Here is a 22,191-nt window from a genome sequence, read left to right as displayed (position 1 = left end):
CGATTGCGCCTTCGTTAGTATTTCACGGGGACCAACCATCGTCAAATCAATTTGACACAGAATTTTACACTACTTGACCATAACGCCATGCAGTTTGACTGGTACGGGTTGTTCGATGAGTTAAAACGTCGCGGACGTTTCAACAGCGACGCGCAACTGGCTGACAGCCTGATGCTCACCCGCGCGCAGATTTCCGCGTGGAGGACTGGGAAGAGCGAGCTTGGCACGCTCACCAAGATAAAGATTCTCGACGCACTCGGCCACGACAACCTACGTTCGGCGGTCATGAGCCTGTTACCCGAAAAAAATCGGCAGGAGCAGATATTGCGCCACGAGCAACTCATTGCGAGAGTAGAACAAACCGCTTTCAATACCATTTTGGGTAGCGATGGCACCAATGCCGTGCCGGTCGAAATCCCACCTATAACAAACCAGTTGCTGGCGGCACTGCCTCCTGACGAGCGCGAGCGTATCGAACCCCACCTCTCGACCGTCACGATGCCATTAGGTCACGTGGTTTATGAATCGGGCGATCATCTCAGCCATGTTTACCTGCCCACTACTTCCATCATCTCGATGCTGTACGTGATGGAAAATGGGTCGTCTGCAGAAATTGCCGTGGTTGGTAAAGATGGCCTGCTGGGTGTCGCCCTGTTCATGGGTGGTGAAACTATGCCAAACCGCGCAATCGTGCAAAGTGCCGGCCATGCGTTCCGCTTAAGTGGCGCGGTCGTGAAAGACGAATTCGCCCGAGGCGGCGCGTTGCAGCGCATTTTCCTCCGCTACACTCAAGCATTGATCACGCAAATGGCTCAAACCGCAGTCTGCAACCGGCATCACTCCATCGCCCAACAATTCTGTCGCTGGCTCCTGCTCAGCCTCGACAGGCTGAGGTCCAACGAAGTGCAGATGACGCAGGAGCTGATCGCCAATATGCTTGGCGTGCGCCGCGCCAGCGTGACGGAAACCGCCAAACGACTTCAAGACGATGGCGTCATTCGTTATACGCGCGGATTAATCGAAGTTATGGATCGCAAGGCGCTGGAAATGCAGGTGTGCGAGTGCTACCGGGTAGTCAAAAGGGAAAGCGAACGGCTTCTAGGCGAATAAGTGCCCTGCCGAATGGATCCTAGTGGCCGCCTGTTCCGCTCAGCGTGAGAATTTGAATCTTTGCATCACCTCGATCCAACAATCGATACTTTCCTGAACCTACGGCAACAGCCGAGAAAGTGGAGATGCCCCTGTTACGAAGTGGACACCGTTAGATTGATGGCACCGCAGCGCGCCTTGAACTGCCACTAGGGTACCTTCATGGCATTGCGCCAGCCGAACACTTAGTTGCCGTTGACGTCGTGCCGACGTGCCACGGCTGCATCCGATAGCAAAATAGCTAACGACAACGTCCTCCAATGGGTTCAGATTGGCAGCTGCTTCCGCGCCCCCGTTACTATCTTCCCACCTCGATAGTCGCCCCTGAACAATTCGTTTTGGCCGTCGTCGGCGTCAGCCGGCGGATGCTCTCCGATCGACCGGGATGAACAGGGCGATGAGAACAAAGGCGTAAAAAAGCCGCAGCTTCCTCAGGATTATCCGCAGGTTGTGACCGGCGCCGCATAGTACAGCGTGCATCGCGTCACCGAGCGCTCCCTTCAGCCAGTTCCGATCAAGTTTGCCATCTGTCTTCATGTGGCCGATGGCTGGCTCAATCGCGCTGCGCCGTCTGATCATTGCCCGTAATCCGCGCGTGATGCCTCGCCGCAACCCCGGGTGGTAGATCTTCACACCTTCGATGTCTACGCCCTTGTAGCCGCGGTCCACGACGGCGATTTCTGGCGTGACGTCGCTCAGGATCTCCGCCTGCTCCAGCGCCTCTGCGAGCGTGTGACCATCGTACGGATTGCCCGGCATCGAGCGCATGCCAACAACCAGGCCTTCCTTGTGCGTCGTCGTGATCTGTGGCGCGACAATCTGGCTGAGAGACGCGCGACAATCAAGTTGAGAATGTCGCGGCAGAAATGATGATGCCGATGTTGATTGACGCTGGCAAGCGTTTATTGATTGACGCGCGGCGTTGATTGACGTGGGCGATTGGGTGTCGCGCGACAATCAAGCTGAAGCCACCGGTCGTTGAGGATTGCTGTGTAATGGTGACGCCACAGGTATTCTGGCTGCGTGACAATCAGGATAAGAATGTGGTGGCGTGGAAGGTGATGTCGGGGTTGATTGACGCGGGCTAGCTTTGCCTGCGAGCCGCGCGTCAATCAGGATGAGAACAGCGGGTCATTCGGTGAGGTCGATGCCGTGCTGATCCTCCTGTGTCGGTGGCACGCCAACGTTCTTTGGTGTCGCTCTACTGGCCGGGCGTCCCGGTCCATGCTGCTTGCGCTGCAGGGCAGTACGGCGACGGTAGCTTTCGACGTTCAGCTCAAAGATGGTCGAGTGATGGACCAGCCGGTCGACGGCGGCCACCGTCATGGCCCGGTCGGGGAAAACCTTGTCCCATTCGCCAAACGGCTGGTTGGCTGTTATGCAAAGAGAACGGCGCTCATACCTGGCGCTGATGAGCTCGAACAGCACCGACGTCTCTGCCTGATCCTTGCTGACATATGCGAAATCGTCCAGGATGACCAGGTCGAAGCGATCCAGCCGGTTGATGGCGGACTCCAGCGCGAGCTCGCGGCGCGCGACCTGCAACCGTTGCACGAGGTCGGTAGTGCGAGCGAAGAGGACCTTCCAGCCCTTCTCCAGCAGGCTCAGCCCGATGGCCGACGACAAGTGCGATTTGCCTCCGCCGCTTGGCCCCAGAAGAATCAGGTTGGTGCCGTTACGCAACCAGCCATCCCCAGCGCAAAGCGCCGAGACGTGCGCGCGCGACACCATTGGCACCGCGTCGAAATCGAAGTTCTCCAGTGTCTTGCCCGGCAGGAGCTTGGCGTCCCTGAGGTGACGTTCGACCCGGCGTCGATCGCGCTCGGCGATCTCGTGTTCGGCCAGCGCCATCAGCAGGCGCGCTGCCGACCAGCCTTCCGTGTCGGAGCGCTCGGCAAAGCTGGATCAGATCTGCTTGATGGCGGGCAGCCGCAAATCGTTGAGCAGCAGCGACAGGCGGGTGGCGTCGATGTCGAGACTCATGCCGTCACCTCCGTTGCCATGCCGTCAAGCAGGGCTTCGTAGTCGCTCAGCGGTGCTAGCTGGACGTTGACCTTCGGCATGCTGTTCGTGCGCTTCGCTTCGAAACGCGAACACAGTGCGTCCAGGTCGGGTAACCGTCCATCGTCCAGGCACTGCTGCAGCGCTTGGGCCAGTTGCGCTTCGCAGTTGTGCTCGTGGGCCAGGCTGAGCAGTTCAACCATGGTCCTGCATGCCTGACGCTCCGGGAGCTGTTCGAGCAGGCGATCGAAGCTCAGGCGATAGGCCTCGCGCGGAAAGACCTGATCGCGGTAGACCAGGTTGAGCAGCGCCATGGGCTTGCGGCGCAGCGCGTGGATGACGTGCCGGTAGTTGATGACGTGGCCGTGCTTGCCATTGGGACCCGCGCGGCCGCGCTGCAGTGTCATCAGGGCCGTACTGCCCAGGAACAGCTCCAACCTGTCGTCGTACAGCCGCACGCGCAGGTGATGGCCGATCAGTCGTGACGGGACGGTATAGAACACCTTGCGCAGGACGAAGCCGCAGGTGGTCGTGACGTACACGCGCGTTTCCTCGTAGTCGCACGTACGCTGGACCGGAAGCGGCTGAAGCAGTGCCCGCTCGGCCTCAATGCGTTTGCCATTACGCGCGTTGATTCGACCGACGATCTCGTCGATGAAGCGGCGATAGGAACCGAGATCGTCGAAGTCGTGACTGCCGCGCAGAAGCAACGCATCGCGCACTGCGTTCTTGAGGTGGCCATGAGGGCTCTCGATGGAGCCGTTCTCGTGGGCAACGCCACGGTTGTTGCGTGTGGGCTGCATGCCGTAGTGGGCGCACAGCGCGTCGTAACGCGTGGTCAGATCCTTGCGGGCGTCGGCATCGAGATTACGGAACGCCGCCGACAGGCTGTCGCTGCGGTGCTCGCGCGGCGCGCCTCCGAGTGCCCAGATGGCGTTCTGCAGCCCTTCGGCCAGCGCGACATAGCTCTCGCCGCCGAGAATGACGTGAGCGTGCTCAAAGCCCGAGCAGGCCAGCCGGAAGTGATAGAGGCGGTGGTCCAGCGTGACACCCGTCACGGTGATGTCCAGGCTGTCCATCTCGGTGAAGTCGGACAAGCCTAGCTGACCGGGCTGGTGTACCTGACGGAACATGACGTCACGTTACTCGCCATGGAGTGCGCGCCAGTCGCGAATACGCCGCTCAAGCGTGCGGCGCACGTTGCCCGGAAGGTCGGGATGGCGCCGAAGCATCTCGTCCAGCACGGCTATCGGCCGGATGCCAGGGGCGGACTGGAGCAGCGGCACGATCTCAGTGTCAAAGATCGCGACCAGGGGATCGGCCCGGCGACGCCCGCGCGGGGCCTTCTTCTGCGACGGCAATCGCGCGTCCTCTTCGATGCGATAGCCCGTGGCGGCGCTGAACCCAGCGCGCGCAGCCGCCTGGGGCGGCCCCTCCTTGAGTCTGTACTTCATGTAGAGCCTCATCTGATGGTCGTTGATGTGTCGGCCGGGCAACTCAGCCTCCCTTCGCTACATGGAAGAGCTGTTCATACCCGATTTACCGCGACCACCGACAAGGCACCCCAACAGCGGGGGGCTCCTCGGCGCGGCGTTGCGGCAGCGGTTCCGGGCTACGCCCTCCACCGCTGCCGCAACGCCAGTACTCTCATCCTGATTGACGCGCTGCTCTCATCTTGTTTGACGCGCGGCAACGACCGCTTACGAGCAGCAGGGGTGTACCCTCCGCATAGTCGGATCACGCCGTAGATCGAGCCTGCAGGCTTGCCTAACGCCTTCCCGATGCCAAGGAACGATTCACCTGCCCGCCACCGTCGCCAAACCTCTGACTTGCCTTCCGGCGACAACCCCGGTCTTCCCATTTGTGCCATTCGTCAACCCTCCCTCATTCCATATTAATAGGAAGGTGTTGCAACGATCCATTGAACCTACCGCGGCGTACTTCGCGAAGGGGTCGGCATGAAGTACGCCTGGATCGAAAGTCACAGCCGACAATGGCCGGTTTCGCTGCTCTGTCAGGCGCTGGGCGTCAGCCCCAGTGGCTACCACGCGCGCAAGGCCCGGGATGTCGATACGGACCGTCCACGCCGACGCATTGGCAACGATGCCCTGCTGGTCCACATCAAGGCCGTGCACGCTCAATCCAAAGGCGAATACGGCTGGCCGCGCGTGTGGAAGAAGCTGCTTGCCCAAGGCATTCGCGTCAGCAAGGATCGTGTCCAGCGACTCATGAAGCTGCACGGCATCAAGGCGAAGACCAAACGCCGGTTCAAGGCCACGACTGACAGCAACCACAGTCTGCCGGTCGCGCCGGACCTGCTGCAACGTGACTTCTCTCCCGCTCGCCCCGATCAGGCTTGGAGTACGGACATTACATACCTCTGGACTGACGAGGGCTGGCTGTACCTGACAGTCGTCCTCGACCTCTTCAGCCGTCAGGTGGTGGGCTGGTCGATGCAGCCGCACATGCGCACGGAGCTGGTGTCGCACGCGCTGCGTATGGCGTGGTTTCGCCGCCGGCCGGACGCGGGCCTGATTGTTCATAGCGACAGGGGTAGCCAGTATTGCAGTCGTGACTTCCAGGATCTGCTCAAGGGCTACGGCATGCGCAGCTCGATGAGCCGTCGAGGAAATTGTTGGGACACTCAGTCTAAGATCGCTTCTGAACGTCGGACCGATCTGACCCGTGTTGGGATTGGCCGAGCTGCCCTGGTGTTGACCTGTCGTTCGGGTTCCGGCGTTCCCCGAGCGTTGCCGGGCTCACCCCCCGGCGTCATAGTAGTTGTCGCCTCTGAACTTTCTTATCAAGAAGAGTCAGAGGTACAGGTTGAAGACGAAACAAACGTATTCTGTTGAGTTCAAGGAGCAGGCGCTCTCGAAGGTCCTGCAGCGCGGGAGCCGAACGGTTGGCGCCGTGGCTGACGAATTGAACGTGAACGTACTGACATTAAGGAATTGGATGAGAGGCACCGCCGCCGCGCACCGGAGCTCGGGTTCTGGACACGCAAGACGTCCGGAAGACTGGTCGCTGGAAGAACGCCTGATGGCCTTGCAGGAGAGCCACGGCTTGGCGGACGAAGCATTGAACGGCTGGTGTCGGGAGCGCGGCCTGTTTGCGCATCATCTCGTGCAGTGGCGTGCGGATTTTTGCGCCGGCGGCGCAGCCGCTAGCCGACGCGAGAGCGCCCAGGAAGTACGGGATCTGAAGCAGGCCAATGTGCAACTGCAGCGTGAACTCAAGCGCAAGGAGCAGGCGCTGGCCGAAGCTGCAGCGCTACTGGTGCTGCAAAAAAAGTACCGCGCGCTCCTCGGGGACGAGGCCGAATGACGGCCCCTGAAGAGCGCAAGGTATTGATCGGCCTCGTCAACGAGGCGACCCTGGCGGGGGTTCGGCAGGCGCACGCGTGCAAGATTCTGGGGCTCAGCGCGCGCACAGTTCAGCGCTGGCAGCGCGGCGAACCTGACGCAGTGGACGGGCGCTCATTACGGCGCCACGAGCCGCGCCACAAGCTCTCTGTCGCGGAACGCGCCGAGCTTCTGGCAGTCGCGAACTCGGCCGAGTTTGGTCATCTGCCGCCAAGCCAGATCGTCCCGCGACTGGCAGACCAGCAACGCTATATCGCCTCCGAATCGACGTTCTACCGGGTACTGAAGGCCGAGAAGCAACTCGCCCACCGGCGCAGCGAACGGCCGGCCCACGCTCGCAGCAAACCGCGTTCGGTTTGCGCCGACGCGCCGAACCAGCTGTATTCCTGGGACATCACGTATTTGCCGACGACGATTCGTGGACAGTATTTTTACCTGTACCTGTTTATGGACGTGTTCAGCCGAAAAATTGTCGGCTGGCAGGTCTATGCCGAGGAAAGCAGCGTGCAGGCCAGCGAAGTTCTCAGGGACCTCTGCGCTCGCGAAGCGATACAGCGTGACCAGGTGATTCTGCATTCGGATAACGGCGGCCCGATGAAAGGCGCGACGATGCTCGCCACCCTCCAGGCGCTGGGCGTCATGCCGTCGTTGAGTCGCCCGGGCGTGAGCAACGACAACCCATATTCCGAGTCGCTGTTCAAGACCCTGAAGTACCGGCCTGCTTACCCGCTCAAGGCGTTCGATACCCTGCTGGCCGCACGCACCTGGGTGGGCGCGTTGGTGCGCTGGTACAACCACGAGCATCGTCACAGCGCGATCCAGTTCGTGACGCCGGCGCAGCGCCATGCCAACCTCGACCAGGACATTCTGGATCGACGAGCGGCGCTTTATGAAACTGCACGTCAACGCAACCCGCTGCGATGGAAAGGCCCCACGCGCAACTGGCAGCGGGTACATGCTGTGCACCTGAACCCGGATCGAATCGACAACCAGGGCGTCGCCCCAAACCGTCACCAGCAGAAGAAGGCCGCCTGAAATTTAATCGTTGAGGCGACAACTAGCTTGAAAATTTCCGTCACCGTCTGTGACCTGATAGGAGCTTTGTACTGCACCATGAGTGTCCTGTCCTGCGAGTGGGGTTGGCGATGCGCCCACTACAACGGATACACGTATGGAACAAAACGAAGTGATTCTGGGCGTTGACACGCATCTGGATACGCATGTCGGGGCTGTGATCAGCGACACAGGCAGACTCCTTGGAACGCTATCGGTCTCGACCGACATGGCTGGATATCTTGATCTGCTGACATGGGCGAATTCGTTCGGCCCTTTACGCCGCGCCGGGGTTGAAGGGACAGGCACCTACGGCGCGGGATTGGCCCGCGTGCTGCGCGATCATGAAATCGATGTGTTGGAAGTCAATCGTCCCGATCGCGCGATGCGCAGATCCAGAGGGAAGTCAGACCCCACTGATGCTGAAAACGCCGCACGTGCGGTTCTCTCCGGAAGGGCTACGGCTATTCCAAAGGAGCAGTCCGGTGCCGCTGAGGCGATGCGCGCCGTCTCCGTTGCCAGGCGCAGTGCAGTCAAAGCCAAGACGCAGGCTATCAATCAGCTACGGGCTTTGCTCGTGAGCGCACCGCAAGAAATCCGTGATCGTCTTCTGAAAGTGAAGGCTGCAGAATGCGTTGAGGGTTGCATCCGTCTTCGCTCGTTGGGTAAAACGCCAATGCTGCAAACGCTCACGACTACGCTGCGGTTGCTGGCGAAGCGTTGGCTGACGCTCGCAGAAGAGCTCAAAGCACTCGATACCATGCTTGACAGCCTCACCAGTCAGCATGCCAAGCGGGTTCGCGAAAGATTCGGCGTCGGCCCGCAGACCGCTGCGGTACTGGTTGCTCTTGCGGGCGACAATCCTGAGCGCTTGAAAAGCGAAGCGGCACTGGCGGCACTCTGCGGCACAAGTCCGTTGCAGGCGTCGTCCGGCAAGACAGTCCGGCATCGTCTGAACAGGGGTGGTGATCGGTCTGCAAACAACGCCCTATGGACCATTGCCATGGTTCGGATGCGCAGCGATCCGCGCACCCGCGCCTATGTCGAACGCAGGACGAAGGAAGGCATGTCCAACAAGGAAATCCACCGCTGCCTGAAGCGCTATATCGTCCGGGAGTTGTACCCGCTCATTCTGGCCGATCTGGCCGATTCGACCGCCTCTGCTTGACATAGGAGCGTCAACGCGCCGACCGAAAGCCTGTGGGGATCGCTCAAGCGTGCCCGCATCCTCGGCCAGCGCTTTGCAACGCGTCGAGAGGCGATGGATGAAGTTGTCGATTGGTTAAGCTTTTACAATCATTCGCGCTTGCACTCGACGTTGGGCTACGTCAGCCCGATGCAGTACGAGCAGGACTGGTACGCCGCCCAGAACCAACGGGTGGCATAATCTCCGCTCAGTTAAGGGATCCGAAATTCGCGGGCAACGTCAGCAAGCGACATAACCAGGCACTCATCGCACTGGCACGGTGACGCTGCGACGTCCTGTTCGCGATGCTGCGAGACGGCACCTTTTACGAACCCAAGTCAGCCCCTAACGCTTGACGAACCACATAGCCCCCCGCCATGGTGATGAGCAGCTCGCGGACAACAGATACCAGACGGAACCCGACATTGATTGCCCAGGGGAACGATATCGGTGTCGTGCTTGGAAGTAAGACCCAACTTGAATCACCACGCACCGAACGGGCCGCGTCCGATGAGACTTGCATCTGGGCTCGCCGGAGTCGGTACGGTGGCGGACATCGCGGCGCGCGGAATTCCGCTAAATTTGGACATCCAACTGTTTCGCTATACGCCTCGAATAGCTGCCAGCACACGCATCAATACGACAGCGTGCCGACAAGGGAATCCAAGCTGAACACGATCCAGTCGATCAGCTAACTCACCGCGCGAGAAGGATTGGCCATGCTGCATCATCAATTCGAAAAAGAACTCGTGCATCTCGAACTTATTATCCCGTTATTTGCCGGGGATGGCCCTTTCGCATTGTCATATTGGCGGAGCCGGACGACAGCCTTATTGGCCGACCAGGAGGTCGTTCCCTCGGGAGCACGACGCATAGTCCGGTTGCTGGATCTACTCGACAAGATCGAGCAGGAGACCCGCGCCGCACTACCTCGCCGCGCAAAATTGATTCCTGCGCAATAATAGGTGCCGGCTCACCAAACCGCGCCCCCAGACTATAAGGGAATCGGGATCCGTTCATCGAATCTACGTCGAGGCGCCTTATCTCTGCGCGGGAAAATATCGACTCAACCCTTGCGGAGCAGCATCCCGCCACCGTCGATGCTGCTTCCGTGGTGCCAGACTGCCTTGCCGATTGCATTCTGTTCGCCGCAACTGTGTTGCGCGTCCGCTCCAGTTCCGGCTATCGTCATGTCACCGCCATCTTGCCCCTGTGCTGCTTTCCGATGTCCCGCGCGTGCGGGTACTCCCTCATCGCGTGACCTTCCGCATAGCATTGCGCCATCTTTGCGAACTCCTCGTAAGTGATGTTGATCAGACGCCGCTCATGGATTAGTCATGTTCGTCACGGTCCCACAAACTTAGGTTCATTGAGGATTACCGGGGAACGCGGCGCGGATTTTGAGGAAGAAGTATTCCTCGTCGCGATACCCATAGGCTCTTCGCTTGATGACCTTGATCGTGTTGTTGATCCCTTCAACGATGCTCGTATTGAGTGGATGGCGGCGGCGCGCCAAGATCCCATGCCAGTAGCCTTGCAGGCGCAGGGCAAACAGTTGGAGGGCCGCGATTCCACTTTGCCTTGCCTGCTCGAAACATTGCTCCCAGGCCTTTTGCGCCCACGCAGGCTTGCGATAGAACCACAGCCGTTTCAGTTCGTCCCTGAGCACGTAGACGCATAACAGCGGCTGGTTGGCAGCCAGCAGTTCCTTCAGTTGCACCGACTGCCCAGGTTTCAGGTTGCGCCGGTTGCGCAGCAGCAGCCAGCGGCTGGACTTCAGAACCGTAAGCGGCTCGGCCCGACCGTTTCCCGATGCTGACTTTTCCAAAGCATGAGGAGCGCGTTTAGATTAACGGAGCCAGTCAGCCATGTCGAACGCAGGGGGCGGAGCCGATCCCCGTCGCACGTACGCGCGAGAATTCAAGCGGCAGGTGATCAGAGAGACGTTGGAGCCCGGCATGTCGGTGTCGATTGTTGCGCGCCGGCACGACATCAACGCGAATGTGGTGTTCGGGTGGCGCAAGCAATATCGTGAAGGCAAGCTGGTCGTCCCTGCACTCGACGTTGCGCCGAGCATGCCATGCACGGAACTGCTGAGCGTCGACGTGATCGACTCGGCATTGGTACTTCGGGCGCCGGAGCCGACAGTGATGTCAGAAGCGATGAGCAGCGTACCGATGCCGGCGCCCGTGTGCGAGATCGAGGTGGAGATCGGCAAGCGGCGCGTGAAGATTCGTGGCCTGTCTGCCGAGCGCACCGAAGCATCCCTGCAGGAATGTCTGAAGTGATCGCGCTGCCCGCAGGTACGCGTATCTGGCTAGCGGCCGGCGTGACCGACATGCGATGTTATGCGGTGCCACTCGTTATGCGTATTCGAAGCGAATTCCTGTCGCCCAAGCCGCGGAGATTGCTGTTTGCCGTGCTTGATTACTTTGCATAACGGGAGTCTCCTGAGGATACCGCCAGGCAGGCGGTCGAAGGAGGTTTGGCTATGGCTACCCCGAACAGTTCTTACGCGGCACAAATGCACGCACTGACTCCAGTTGCACTCGGGCCGTATCTCTACGAGTTCACTGCGGAGCTTGCAAACAATGGATATGCACAACTTACGATTTCCGAATACGCCGCGTCGATAGCGCATTTTGGAGGCTGGCTTGAACGCCAGCGCAAACACCTGCGATACGTATGCATACGCCTTCCAGTTGTTGGTCTGTTTTGCGGCAAAGCGTATGCACACTCAACCGTCTTTACTTGAGATTGATCAGGTCGACGCTCCACTGATTCTCGCATTCCTGGACCATCTTGAGAATGTACGACGATGCTCGCCACGGACCCGGAACGCACGTCTCGCAGCAATCAAATCGTTCTTCCGCCACCTCGAATATCATGATGTTTCGTGTCTCGACCAAGCACGGCGAATTCATGCAATCCCCCAGAAGAGAGCCGACAAAGCGCTCGTCGACTACCTGACTATGCCAGAAATGCAATCGATTCTGGATAGCCCGGATTTGACGACTTCAATGGGTATTCGCGATCGTGCCATGTTGCATCTCGCCTTCGCGGCGGGTCTTCGAGTTTCAGAGCTGGTTCAGTTGCGGATCGACCAACTGGAGCTTTCGACGCAGGCCGCGATTCACATCTACGGCAAAGGGAGGCGAGAACGTATACTCCCGCTATGGAAGCAAACCGCAACGGCGATACGTGCATGGCTTGCTGTGCGAGCGTCAGCGGGCGACCCAGGCACTTCATAGTATTCTACGTGCTTATGCCGCCCACTTCGCAGACCTTAACAAGAGTAACACCCGCTAATAATCTAGCCCGGGCCCCAGTGTCATGATCACGCGATGGCGTGCGCCATCGTCTACGAGAGGAACGGCTGCCACGCCGACTTCGAGCGTCCGGCCGTCCACGCTCATGCTGCACACGCCGCGGCAGACATGATGCGGATTGTTCACGACGATCTCGTAATGCGACTTGCCGTGGCGGAAGACTGCCGAAAAGCCGGGCCACGCGCTTGGAACACAGGGTTCGATCCACAGCTCGCCACCGCGTTTGCGCAGGCCAAGAACACCCTCGATGCCCGCGCGATACATCCATCCCGCCGAGCCCGTGTACCACGTCCATCCTCCCCGTCCCACGTGCGGCTCGACTGAATAGACATCTGCAGCGACCACATAGGGCTCCACCTTGTAGCTGTTCGCGCCCCTGCGCGTGCGGCTCCGGTTGACCGGATTGAGCATCGCGAGCAAACCAGCTGCGCGATCGCCGTCCCCCAATTGCGCGAACGCCAGCACCGACCACATTGCCGCATGCGTGTACTGGCCACCGTTCTCTCGGATACCGGGCGGATAGCCCTTGATATAGCCAGGATCGAGCGGCGTCTTGTCGAACGGCGGCGTGAACAACAGCGCGAGGCCATCTTCGCGTCGAATCAGGCGGTCATCGAGCGCTGCCATCGAAAGTGCCCCGTGTTCGACACTGGCGGCGCCCGACAGCACGCTCCACGATTGCGCGATGGCGTCGATTGCACATTCGTCGTTGCCTTCGGACCCAAGCGACGTGCCGTCGTCATAGTACGCGCGCCGGTACCACGCGCCATCCCACCCAGCGCTTTCGACTGATTTCCTGAGCGCGTCCGCACGCGCCAGCCAGTAATCTGCGAGCGCATCCTCATGACGCGCCCGCGCGAGCGGTGCAAAAGCCATCAGCGTCGCGTAGAGGAACCAGCCGAGCCAGACGCTTTCTCCTCGCCCCTCCTCACCCACCCGGTTCATGCCGTCGTTCCAGTCCCCAGTCCCCATTAATGGCAAACCGTGCGCGCCGAACAACCCGAGCGTGTGTTCGATCGCGACTGCGCAATGTTCGAACAATGTCGCACTGGTATCCGAGACGTCCGGTACGAAATATACGTCGCGCTGGTCCGCGGCCAGCGCGCAGCCTTCGAGGAACGGTACCATCACGTCGAGGATCCCTTGATCGCCGGTCATGTCGATGTACTGGGCCACGGCGTAAGCCAGCCAGGAACAATCGTCCGCGATACGAGTGCGAATGCCGCCCCCCGTTTCAGGTAGCCACCAGTGCTGAACGTCTCCCTCCGGGAACTGCCGTGCGGCTGCCCGCAACAGATGCTCGCGGGTCAGCGCCGGACGCGCCCAAACGAGCGCCATGCCGTCCTGAAGTTGATCGCGAAAGCCATACGCGCCGCTCGCCTGATAGAAACCCGCGCGCGCCCAGATCCGGCAAGCGAGCGTCTGATAGAGCAGCCAACGGTTGAGCATCAGGTCCAGCGCGCGATCGGGTGTCGTGACCTGAACGGCCCCGAGCGTCTCATCCCAGAAGCTCGTCACCGCAGCCAGAATGTCGTCGAGATCGGCTTCGCGATAGTATGCGACGAGTTGCCGGGCATCCGCGGCCGTCGCGGCCTCGCCAAGCAGGAACACCACCTCGACCACACCGCCGGTCGGCAGGTCGATGACCGTCTGCAGCGCCGCGCACGGATCGAGCCCGGCGCCGACCTTGCCCGATAGCGGGCTGTCGCCGGCGCCCTCGGCCAGCGCCACTGGATCACTCAACGTTCCATTGCGGCCGATGAACTCGCGGCGGTCCGTGGTCCAGCCACTCTGCTCGCCACCGAGATCCGCAAACGCTACACGGCCCCGATACGTCGCCCCGTAGCCGTTACGGACGAAAATCGCGCCCGTCGCCGCGTCGATCTCACTTACGATATGCGGCACCGTCACGCTGCGCTGCGCGCCGAGCACCCATTCGACGTAAGCCGTCACGGAGAGCTGACGGTCGCGGTTCGAGAGATTGCGCAGCGTGAGCCGCGAGATCTTCACCGGATCGCTCAAGGGCACGAATTGCAGCAGTTCGAGCGCCACGTCATCGGCGGTATGCGCAAATCGGCTGTAGCCCTGTCCGTGGCGCGCGATGTAAGGTTCGGCCCCCGCCGACTGGTCGCGTACCGGCGCGGCCTGCGGTCCCCATAACGCGCCGGTAGCCTCGTCGCGCACGTAGAAAGCCTCGCCTGCCGGATCCCCAACGGGGTCGTTCGACCACGGCGTCAGCTGATGCCCCCGGCTGTCCGACGTCCACGTATAGCCTCCGCCTTCGGCCGAAACAACGAATCCGCAGGCCGGGTTGGCAATAACGTTGACCCATGGCATCGGCGTGCGTTGCCCGGGGCCGAGCACGATCACGTATTCGCGGCCGTCGTGCGCAAAGCCGCCAAACCCGTTAAAGCATTCGAGGCCGGCATCCACCGCGACGCTAACCGCACTACTGGTGGAGGCGACGGCCTCCGGCGCGGGCTGCCGCCGCGCACGTGGCAAGCCAGCAGACGGTGCGCCCGCGAGCCGCCTGAGCTGCTCCGGTAAGCGCCCGTTACGTGCCGCCAGCACCGCACGCGCGACGACCGGGAAGAGAACGCGAGCATCGCCCGCCATGAGGTCGGCCCGCAGCACGAAGACGTTACCCGGCGCCGGTCCGGCGGATAGCGGCCTCGACCGCCCCGGCCGCACGAGCGTTTCAAGCGCGACCTGCAGATCCTGCACATACGACGACGCACGCTCGTTGACAATCACCAGATCGACCGCGAGCCTCTTCATCTGCCAATACTCGTGCGCATGCACCAGTTGCCGCACGAGCGCCATGTGCTCGATATCGTCGATACGCACCAGCAGAATCGGCAGATCGCCGGACACGCCGTGCGCCCAGAGCGGCGCCGCGCCCACGCTGCCGGCCGCGGCCGCGGCCGCCGCGCCGCGGATTAGGGCGACGGAGTTCGGCCGCATCGCCGCGTCGCCATACAGCAGGTACCCAGCCATGCGCTGGAACAGCGCAGCCTCGTCAGCACTCACGCCGGTGTGGCGCAATTGCACCTGCGCCTGGGTCCACGCCAGCATTACCGCCCGGCTGAACGACGCGTCATCGCTATGCTTGTCCACGATATCCAACAACTGCCCGCGCGTGTCGGCCACAATCGTCCAGAACGCGACGCTCGCGGTCGCCCCTGGCGCGATGCGCATGCGCCGCCGCATCGCGAACACGGGGTCGAGCACGACGCCCGCCGTGTTGCTGAGTGCTCGCCCCCCCCCCAGAACGCGCGGCGAACGGACACTGCCGCCGCGGCCGATGAAACGCGCCCGGTCGGTTTCGATTTCGATGGAACCGGGCTGATCGGCTTCGATCACCGAAAGATGCGCTGCCCAAACTTCGGGCTCGTCCGGCGCGCGGCGGCGCCGCGTCGCGAGTATCACGCCCAGCTCGGCGAGGTACTCGGTCTCGATAAACAGTTTGGCGAACGCCGGATGGGCCTGATCGGTCGCCGGCGTCGCAAGCACGATTTCAGCATACGATGTGAACTCGATAGTGCACGTCCGAGAGCCCGCATTGGACACCGAAACGCGCCGCACTTCCGCATCGTCCTCTGCGGAGACGATCACGTCGAGCGAGGTCGTCAACGCGCCGTCGCGCCGGACGAACTCCGCGCGATTCTCCGTGAAGGTCACGTCGTAGCTATCCGGCACCACGCCGGTCGGCTGCCACGCCGCGGACCAACAGTTGCCGCTATCAACGTCTTGCACGTATAGATAGCTGCCCCAGTCGTCGCGCGTCGCATCCTCGCGCCAGCGCGTAATCGCCATATCGCCCCAGCGGCTATAGCCCGAGCCGGCGGCGGTCAGCATCACGGCGTAGCGGCCGTTGGACAGCAGATGCGTGGCCGGCGAAGGATCGCTTGCCGATACCATGTGCCGCGCGACGGCCGGCTCGATGCCGCGCAGCTGGCCAGCGCTCTTTTCGTCAACCCGCAGATGCGCTACCGCCACCGCGCCCGGCATACGTTCCTGCAACAGCAGTTCTGTCGCGCGGATGGCCGGCTCCGCGTGGAAGAAGCCACGGATCCGCCCACCCAACAGCGCATTGGCGATCGACGCGATCACCATGCCCTGATGATGCGCCATGAAGGCCCGCACGATCGCCACCGTCTGGCCTTCGGGTACGCGGGCAGGCGTGTAGTCGAGCGCCTCGTAGAAACCGAAGCGGCCGGTCGCGCCTGCCGCTTCGAGACGTTCAAAATTGCGCAGCGCCGGTAACGGCGCGACCATCGCAGCCAACGCGGTTGCATAAGGAGCGATGACGGCCTGGTTGCCGAGTCCGCGCTTGAGCCCGAGATCGGGAATGCCGAAACTAGCATACTGGTAGGTCAGCTCAAGATCCCGGGAGTTGTAGGCGGATTCGGAGATGCCCCACGGCAGGCCTAGCGTCGCACCGTAGCGGATCTGCCGACGCACCACGAGCGCGACGGTTCGCGCAAGGAGACTGCTGAACGGGGCGCGAACGACGAGCGACGGCATGAGGTACTCAAACATCGACCCCGACCACGAGATCAGTGCCGCACCGCCCGCGACCGGCACAGCGACGCGTCCCAGCCGGAACCAGTGGCGCGCGGGCACGTCGCCCTTGGCGATCGCGACAAAGCTGGCGAGGCGCGCCTCCGAGGCCAGCAGATCGTAGCTGCCCTCGTCGAGCCGGCCTTCGGCGACCGAGTAACCGATCGACAGCAGCATGCGCACAGGGTCCAGCAGAAAGCCGAATTCCATTGCATTGGCCATCTGGAGCGCGCTGTCGGTCACTCGGTTCAGGCGCCTGGACAGCGCGGTCGCATCGCTTGCCGAACGCGTCACATCGCGCCCGTGACTGTGCATCGCGCGTTCCAGCGCTGTGGTCCAGAACAGCAGATCGTTCTCCTGCGCGTCTATGCGGTTCTGGCTGGTGCTCCCCTCGTCGACGAGTGCGTGGGCGATGTCGGAAACGGTGGCGACAAGGAGTACGCCGGTTCGCCAGTCGGGCACCGTACGCGCTTCGGAAGCTTCGGACATCCCGTCGCCCGTCGCACCTCGGGGCACCGCGTCGAGCCACACGCGCAGCGCCGCCACCGCTCGCAAGAACTCACCATCCAGCGCAGAGTGCGTGCGGTCGCGGCAACTCACGCGCACAGCTTCGTCCAGCAGATTGAGGGTGTCGCCGATGCCCGCGCAAGCGACAACAAAGTCAGCGCCGGCAATCTGCCGCGCCCACGCGCGACAGGCGTTGCCGAGCGCGATCAAATGGCCGGCGAGATTACCGCTATCGACGGACGACACGTACTTCGGATCGAGCGGCCGCAGATCCTGCGTGTCGTACCAATTGTAGAAATGCCCGCGAAAGCGTAGCATCCGCTGCATCGTTTCCAGCGTAGCCTCCAGCCGCTCGACAGCATCGGCGGTGCCGACCCAGCCGAACTCGCGTGCGCTGACCGTAGCAAGCAGATAGAGCCCTATGTTGGTCGGCGAAGTCCGATGGGCGACCACCGGCCGGGGATCCTCCTGGAAGTTGTCCGGCGGCAGCATCTGATCGTCCGACGTGACGAAGGTTTCGAAATAGCGCCACGTGCGGCGCGCCCGGTGACGAAGCTGCCTGGCATCGGCGTCGCCGACGGCGAGATTGGCCGCCGCCATTGGCGCGAGGCTCGACCAGTACGCGAGCGCCGGCGATGCAAGCCACACCAGCACAAACGGCAGCGCGACCCACACTCCCTCATGGCCGGTGCGCCATGCGGCCGACCCGGCCACTGCGCCCGCACCCAGCGCAAGCACAGCGCCGCCGGACATATGCAGCCAGGTACGGCCCAGCGTGAGCCGGCCGCGGGCTCCAGCCTCGGCGGCCGTGGTCCATTCGAGCAGGTGCCGGCGGCTGACCAGCACACGGAACAGGGTCCGCGCAATGGCGTCGCCCATCGACCACGCTTGTTGCGCCAGCAGCACGGTAGAAAAACCGAAGCGCCCGAGCGCGAGCCGCAGGTCGACCAGCCAAGCACCGAACAGACTGCGTGCTGTCATTTTCACGGACGCACGCCGCCGGTGCGGCACGAGCGCACCCAGGACGGGGAGCAGCACTGGCAGCGCAATCGTGGCAAGCACGAAGGCCGTCCAGCGCCACGCCGCCGTCAGCGGCAACGTCCAGCCAACCAGCAACGCGACGAACGCCGCCGGGGCGATCACAGTGCGGCGCAGGTTGTCCACCATCTTCCAGCGGCCGATCGCGGCCAAGGCGAGATCGGGCCGCCAGTGCACGCCGAGGAGCCACGGCAGCAACTGCCAGTCGCCACGCGCCCAGCGATGCTGGCGTGCTTCCGAGACGTCGTAGCGGGCCGGATACTCCTCGACGACCTCGATATCGGAAGCCAGTCCTGCCCGCGCGAAAATGCCCTCGAATAGATCGTGGCTGAGCATCGTGTTCTCGGGAACGCGACCGGCCAGCGCGGCCTCGAAAGCATCTACGTCATAGATGCCCTTGCCCGTATAGGAGCCTTCGTCGAACAGGTCCTGATACACGTCGGAAACGGCCGCCGCGTAAGGATCGATGCCGCTGGGGCTCGACACGATGCGCTGGAATAGCGACCCTTCGGTGCCGACTGGCAGCGACGGCGTCACGCGCGGCTGCAACACGCCATAGCCTTCGACGATACGCTGGCTCCTCGCATCGAAAACCGGATGATTGAGCGGATGAGCCATCTTGCCGATGAGACGGCGCACCGCATCGCGCGGCAAGCGAGTGTCGGCATCGAGCGTAATGACGTATCGCACCTCGGGCGGAGCGACGGGCGGGCGTCCGTCGATCTCGACGAATGTGGTGTCTGGCGCGCCGCGCAGCAGCCGGTTCAGTTCGTGCAGCTTGCCTCGCTTGCGCTCCCAGCCCATCCACTGGCCCTCTTCGTCGTTCCACGTGCGCCGCCGATGCAGCAGCAGGAAACGCGGCCCCCTCGCGCCGCCCCGATACTGCCGATTCAGCCTAGCGATACCCGCTACCGCGACGGATAGCAGTGCTTCGTCGCCCTCGACGCGCTCCGCTGGCGCATCGGTCCAATCGGTGAGCAAGGCGAAATACAGTTCGCCCTCAGGACTCGCCAGATGATGGATTTCGAGGCATTCGATCTGCTCGGCCACGGTACTAGCCGTAGTCAGCAAGGCGGGCACAGCGACCACCGTGCACTGACGTGCCGGAATGCCATTGCGCAGCGCGAGTCCGGGCAGCACAATCGCGCCGACGTCGCGCATCACGCTGCGATTGACGATCGCAACGGCAACATCGACGGCGGGTAACAGCCCCGCGAGAGAGAGGCAGATCAGCCAGACCCGCGGTGTGGCGAAGCCGGCCGAGAACTCGATCATGCCTGTCAGGATCAGCGCGGCCAGCACCAGGATCCGGCCGAGATAGCCCGGCAGACCGGCCCGCCGCGTGAAGCGATGCAGCCAGACCCCGATGGGTGGGCGATAACCGATGGCCCGCTCAAGCGCGCGGCGGCCTTCCGTGAGCAGGTAGTAGCCGGGCTCGCATTCGCGGCGCGCCGCCGCTCCGCCCAGTTGCCCGGGAAGCGGTTCGCCCTCCTCGGCGCGAGGCGCCGTCGTCCTGCTAGCGTTCTCCCCCTTTGCTTCCGCACTCTCCGCTGCTGCTATCACGCGATGCGCAATGTCCGTCTCGCTCGCCGACGAACCGCGCGCCAGCGCCTCGATCGCCCCACGATAGAGGTTGCGCGTCGCGAAGTCCATCTCGACGAAACCGCGATGCGTGCGCAACACGTCGTCCACGGGACTGATGCGCTCGAACAGCACCGTCCAGTCCACGTCCGAAATCAGACGCATGCTCGTTATGACGTTGCGCACCGTCACGCTCGCGGCGCCTTGCTGCTGATGCACACCCGCGACGATCCGCTCGGCCGTCGTGTGCTGTGCGGCCAGACGCTCGTCCATCCAGAGTACGGCGGGCGTGGTCTGCGGATCCTCGTCGTGCAGACGCTGAAGCAACTGCACGGAGAACGTGTCGAGCAACGACGTCCGCTGGTAACGCGCCGCCAGCGCGACCACGTCCTCGAACGCATGCCCGCCCCCATCCAGCAGACAATCGGCCATTGCGTTTGCGTCTAGCCGAGCGGTGCGTCCCTCGGTGATTTGATCGGCAAGGCGGCGGAGGTTCTCGATCAGCACAATGCGCAGCGTGATCGCCACCGCCCAGAGTTCACCGATGGTCAGCGGTTGAACCGTCTGGTACGCCCGCATGAAATGGCACAGGAGATCGGGGTCGAACCGGCTGTCCGTGTGGGCGACGAACGCCCACGCGACGCCGAATACGCGCGGATACCAGGCGAAGGGGCCGACGCTGAGCTTGGGCAATTGCCGGTAGTAGCTCGGAGGCAGGTCATCGCGAACCTTGCGCACCTGCTCCTCGACGAGATAGTAATTGTCCAGCAGCCATTCGGCCGCCGGAGTGATCGCCTCGTCCTGGGCTGCGGCGACAACAGTCGCGCCATACGCGCGCATGAGCCGGTGCGCGTTATCCTTCAACCTCGCGGCGAGCGAAGGCCCAGCGCAAGTAGCGGGCAAGATGTGCTGCGCACACGCGAGGCTCCTCGCGTGCTGCGCGAGACGCTCTTCGCCGAACAGCTCGTCGCGAACGGGCTCCTTGCTGTTCCACGGCGAAGTCGAACCATATGCGCCGGACGCACGTATAAACGAGAGGAACAAGATAGACGCCCTTGTTATGAGAGCTGCCAACGCTGCGGATACACGATCGAGGCGCACCGCGAACAGGCGTGACGCCCCGAGGCTCAGTGATTACTGTCGGAACTTTCGGAATCCGGCCATGGGTGTGGCACGGATTTCGCCGCTTGCCGCCGATACGCGGCCCAGCATCGCAAAGCCAGATAAATCGCGACGAATGCTGCCGCTGCAAACCCTGCTGAATAACCCATGAGTGTCTGGCTCATTGCGCCCCCACAAGGTCCGAACATGATCGATCGTCAATACAGTCCCCACAGGCGCGCCTGACGTGCCACCCATGCAAGGCTTGTTCAGGAGCGCCGTTGCGCCCCTTCATCGCCCACGTGCGCAAGCTCACGGATACAGGCCAGTGCGATGTAGGACGATCTGGAGACCTCGCTTTTTTGCGCGGCGAGGTCGATCTCCCGCAGCAGGCTCTTGCGCAGGCGAACCTGAACGAATACGGAGTGTGACTGGACAGCAGTCAAGTCGACGTCGACGAACATCCACAGCCCCCGGCCATCGTCCATCTCGAGCGTCTTCAGCTTCGACGTATCGATGGTCGGCGTAGGAATTACGTGTTCGCTCCGGTGAAACATCCGTTGCACGAGACTCGCTGCGTCTTGCGTCAAAGCGCCGAACGTCTCCCCGTCCACCTCGATCCATGGAAAATCCGCGAACCTGCCGCGATAGCCGCGACCGCGCTGTTGAACGTAGAGGGGATATTGCACGAGCATCTCCGCGCATTAACGTGGTTGACGCGAGAGACATCCCCGCCAGAACACCGATCATGCGTCCATGTAGCAGCGCTGTCTGTACGGTGCAGGACTTTCCGCTTCGCAGACTGCCTCGCGGTACATGTCGATCAATCAACCTGATATATCGAATACCGAATTTGTACGGTGACGTACCGCATTCGAGACTCGATCCGGCATAGCGTGGGGACATCGTCGGGTTCCCAGGAGAAGACCATGCTGAAACGAACATTAATCTGCAGCACTACGGCTCTGTTGATTGCGGTAGCCGCTCCGGGCTGCACCATCACCGGCCCATCGAATCCATCGAACTCCAATGGCCAGCAGATGGACAAACGTCAAACGATCGACGCGGGTTTCGACTCGACTCTTTCCCGTCTTTATGCCGACGCGAAAGGTTCGCGCGAACTGGTTTCCAAAGCGAAAGGCGTGCTGATCTTCCCGTCAGTGATCGATGCAGGCTTCGTGGTCGGCGGCCAGTACGGCGAAGGGTCGTTGCGCGTGGGAGGCCATACCGTCGGCTACTACAGCACGGCAACCGGATCCGTCGGCTGGCAGATCGGTGCCCAGTCGCGTGCAATCGTCTTTCTGTTCATGACCGACGA

8 protein-coding genes and 7 pseudogenes are annotated in these 22,191 nt (G+C 62.2%); 9 read left to right on the top strand and 6 right to left on the bottom strand.

The annotated features are described in order from the left end of the window. The first annotated feature begins 402 nt into the window (after positions 1-402). Complete coding sequence (locus F4827_RS33785; RefSeq protein ID WP_311675229.1) at positions 403-1,110, top strand: Crp/Fnr family transcriptional regulator; 708 nt, start codon at positions 403-405, stop codon at positions 1,108-1,110. Positions 1,111-1,503: 393 nt separating this feature from the next. Here the strand turns inward: F4827_RS33785 and F4827_RS33780 are convergent. From F4827_RS33780 to istA, 3 pseudogenes are all read right to left on the bottom strand, one after another. Further along, positions 1,504-1,965 (bottom strand): annotated as a pseudogene (locus tag F4827_RS33780) (IS5/IS1182 family transposase); the annotation flags it as partial. A 315-nt stretch (positions 1,966-2,280) separates the two neighbouring features. Next, a pseudogene (gene istB / locus F4827_RS33775) lies at positions 2,281-3,132 on the bottom strand (IS21-like element helper ATPase IstB). Next, a pseudogene (gene istA / locus F4827_RS33770) lies at positions 3,129-4,616 on the bottom strand (IS21 family transposase). Before istA ends, istB begins: the two co-directional pseudogenes overlap by 4 nt. 468 nt (positions 4,617-5,084) lie before the next feature. Here istA and F4827_RS33765 point away from each other — a divergent pair. The 5 genes and pseudogenes from F4827_RS33765 to F4827_RS33745 all read left to right on the top strand — a co-directional run. Beyond that, positions 5,085-5,792 (top strand): annotated as a pseudogene (locus tag F4827_RS33765) (IS3 family transposase); the annotation flags it as partial. 184 nt (positions 5,793-5,976) lie between these two features. Continuing rightward, a protein-coding gene (locus F4827_RS33760; RefSeq protein WP_409258899.1) for an IS3 family transposase occupies positions 5,977-7,550 on the top strand; the annotation gives its coding sequence in 2 pieces (ribosomal slippage) (positions 5,977-6,445 and positions 6,445-7,550; 1,575 coding nt in all). 136 nt (positions 7,551-7,686) lie between these two features. Next, positions 7,687-8,736: an IS110 family transposase gene (locus F4827_RS33755; RefSeq protein ID WP_183733260.1), complete on the top strand. Its 1,050-nt coding sequence runs from the start codon at positions 7,687-7,689 to the stop codon at positions 8,734-8,736. A gap of 12 nt (positions 8,737-8,748) precedes the next feature. Then, positions 8,749-8,955: pseudogene (locus F4827_RS33750) on the top strand (IS3 family transposase); the annotation flags it as partial. A 518-nt stretch (positions 8,956-9,473) separates the two neighbouring features. Then, the gene (locus tag F4827_RS33745; protein WP_183733258.1) at positions 9,474-9,716 is read left to right on the top strand and encodes a hypothetical protein; all 243 of its coding nucleotides are present in this window, start codon (positions 9,474-9,476) and stop codon (positions 9,714-9,716) included. Positions 9,717-10,120: 404 nt separating this feature from the next. Here the strand turns inward: F4827_RS33745 and F4827_RS33740 are convergent. Next, positions 10,121-10,537, bottom strand: a pseudogene (locus tag F4827_RS33740) (transposase); the annotation flags it as partial. Between the two features lie 85 nt (positions 10,538-10,622). On the opposite strand from F4827_RS33740, the gene F4827_RS35725 reads away from it, so the two are divergent. Beyond that, complete coding sequence (locus F4827_RS35725) at positions 10,623-11,042, top strand: transposase (protein WP_260175552.1); 420 nt, start codon at positions 10,623-10,625, stop codon at positions 11,040-11,042. A gap of 366 nt (positions 11,043-11,408) precedes the next feature. Further along, the gene (locus F4827_RS33730) at positions 11,409-12,005 is read left to right on the top strand and encodes a tyrosine-type recombinase/integrase (protein WP_199127847.1); all 597 of its coding nucleotides are present in this window, start codon (positions 11,409-11,411) and stop codon (positions 12,003-12,005) included. Between the two features lie 54 nt (positions 12,006-12,059). Here the strand turns inward: F4827_RS33730 and F4827_RS33725 are convergent, their stop codons facing one another. Both F4827_RS33725 and F4827_RS33720 read right to left on the bottom strand, forming a co-directional pair. Next, positions 12,060-20,816 carry a GH36-type glycosyl hydrolase domain-containing protein gene (locus F4827_RS33725; protein ID WP_183733256.1) on the bottom strand — a complete coding sequence of 2,919 codons (8,757 nt, stop codon included), beginning with the start codon at positions 20,814-20,816 and terminating at the stop codon, positions 12,060-12,062. Positions 20,817-21,142: 326 nt separating this feature from the next. Then, entirely contained in the window at positions 21,143-21,562 is a 420-nt protein-coding gene (locus F4827_RS33720) for a type II toxin-antitoxin system HicB family antitoxin (RefSeq protein WP_183733254.1), read from the bottom strand. A gap of 240 nt (positions 21,563-21,802) precedes the next feature. Here F4827_RS33720 and F4827_RS33715 point away from each other — a divergent pair. Continuing rightward, positions 21,803-22,191, top strand: a pseudogene (locus F4827_RS33715) (twin-arginine translocation pathway signal); the annotation flags it as partial.

The organism is Paraburkholderia bannensis (genome assembly GCF_014200455.1).
GTDB classification, from domain to species: Bacteria; Pseudomonadota; Gammaproteobacteria; order Burkholderiales; family Burkholderiaceae; genus Paraburkholderia; species Paraburkholderia bannensis_A.
The sequence above is the reverse complement of the archived record's forward strand: the minus strand, read 5'-3'. Positions and strand labels throughout refer to the sequence as shown.

What these genes read in the sequence shown, in the direction of transcription:
- F4827_RS33755 (WP_183733260.1), top strand. Translation starts at nt 7,687, where the DNA reads ATGGAACAAAACGAAGTGATTCTGGGCGTTGACACGCATCTGGATACG.
- F4827_RS33745 (WP_183733258.1), top strand. Translation starts at nt 9,474, where the DNA reads ATGCTGCATCATCAATTCGAAAAAGAACTCGTGCATCTCGAACTTATT.
- F4827_RS35725 (WP_260175552.1), top strand. Translation starts at nt 10,623, where the DNA reads ATGTCGAACGCAGGGGGCGGAGCCGATCCCCGTCGCACGTACGCGCGA.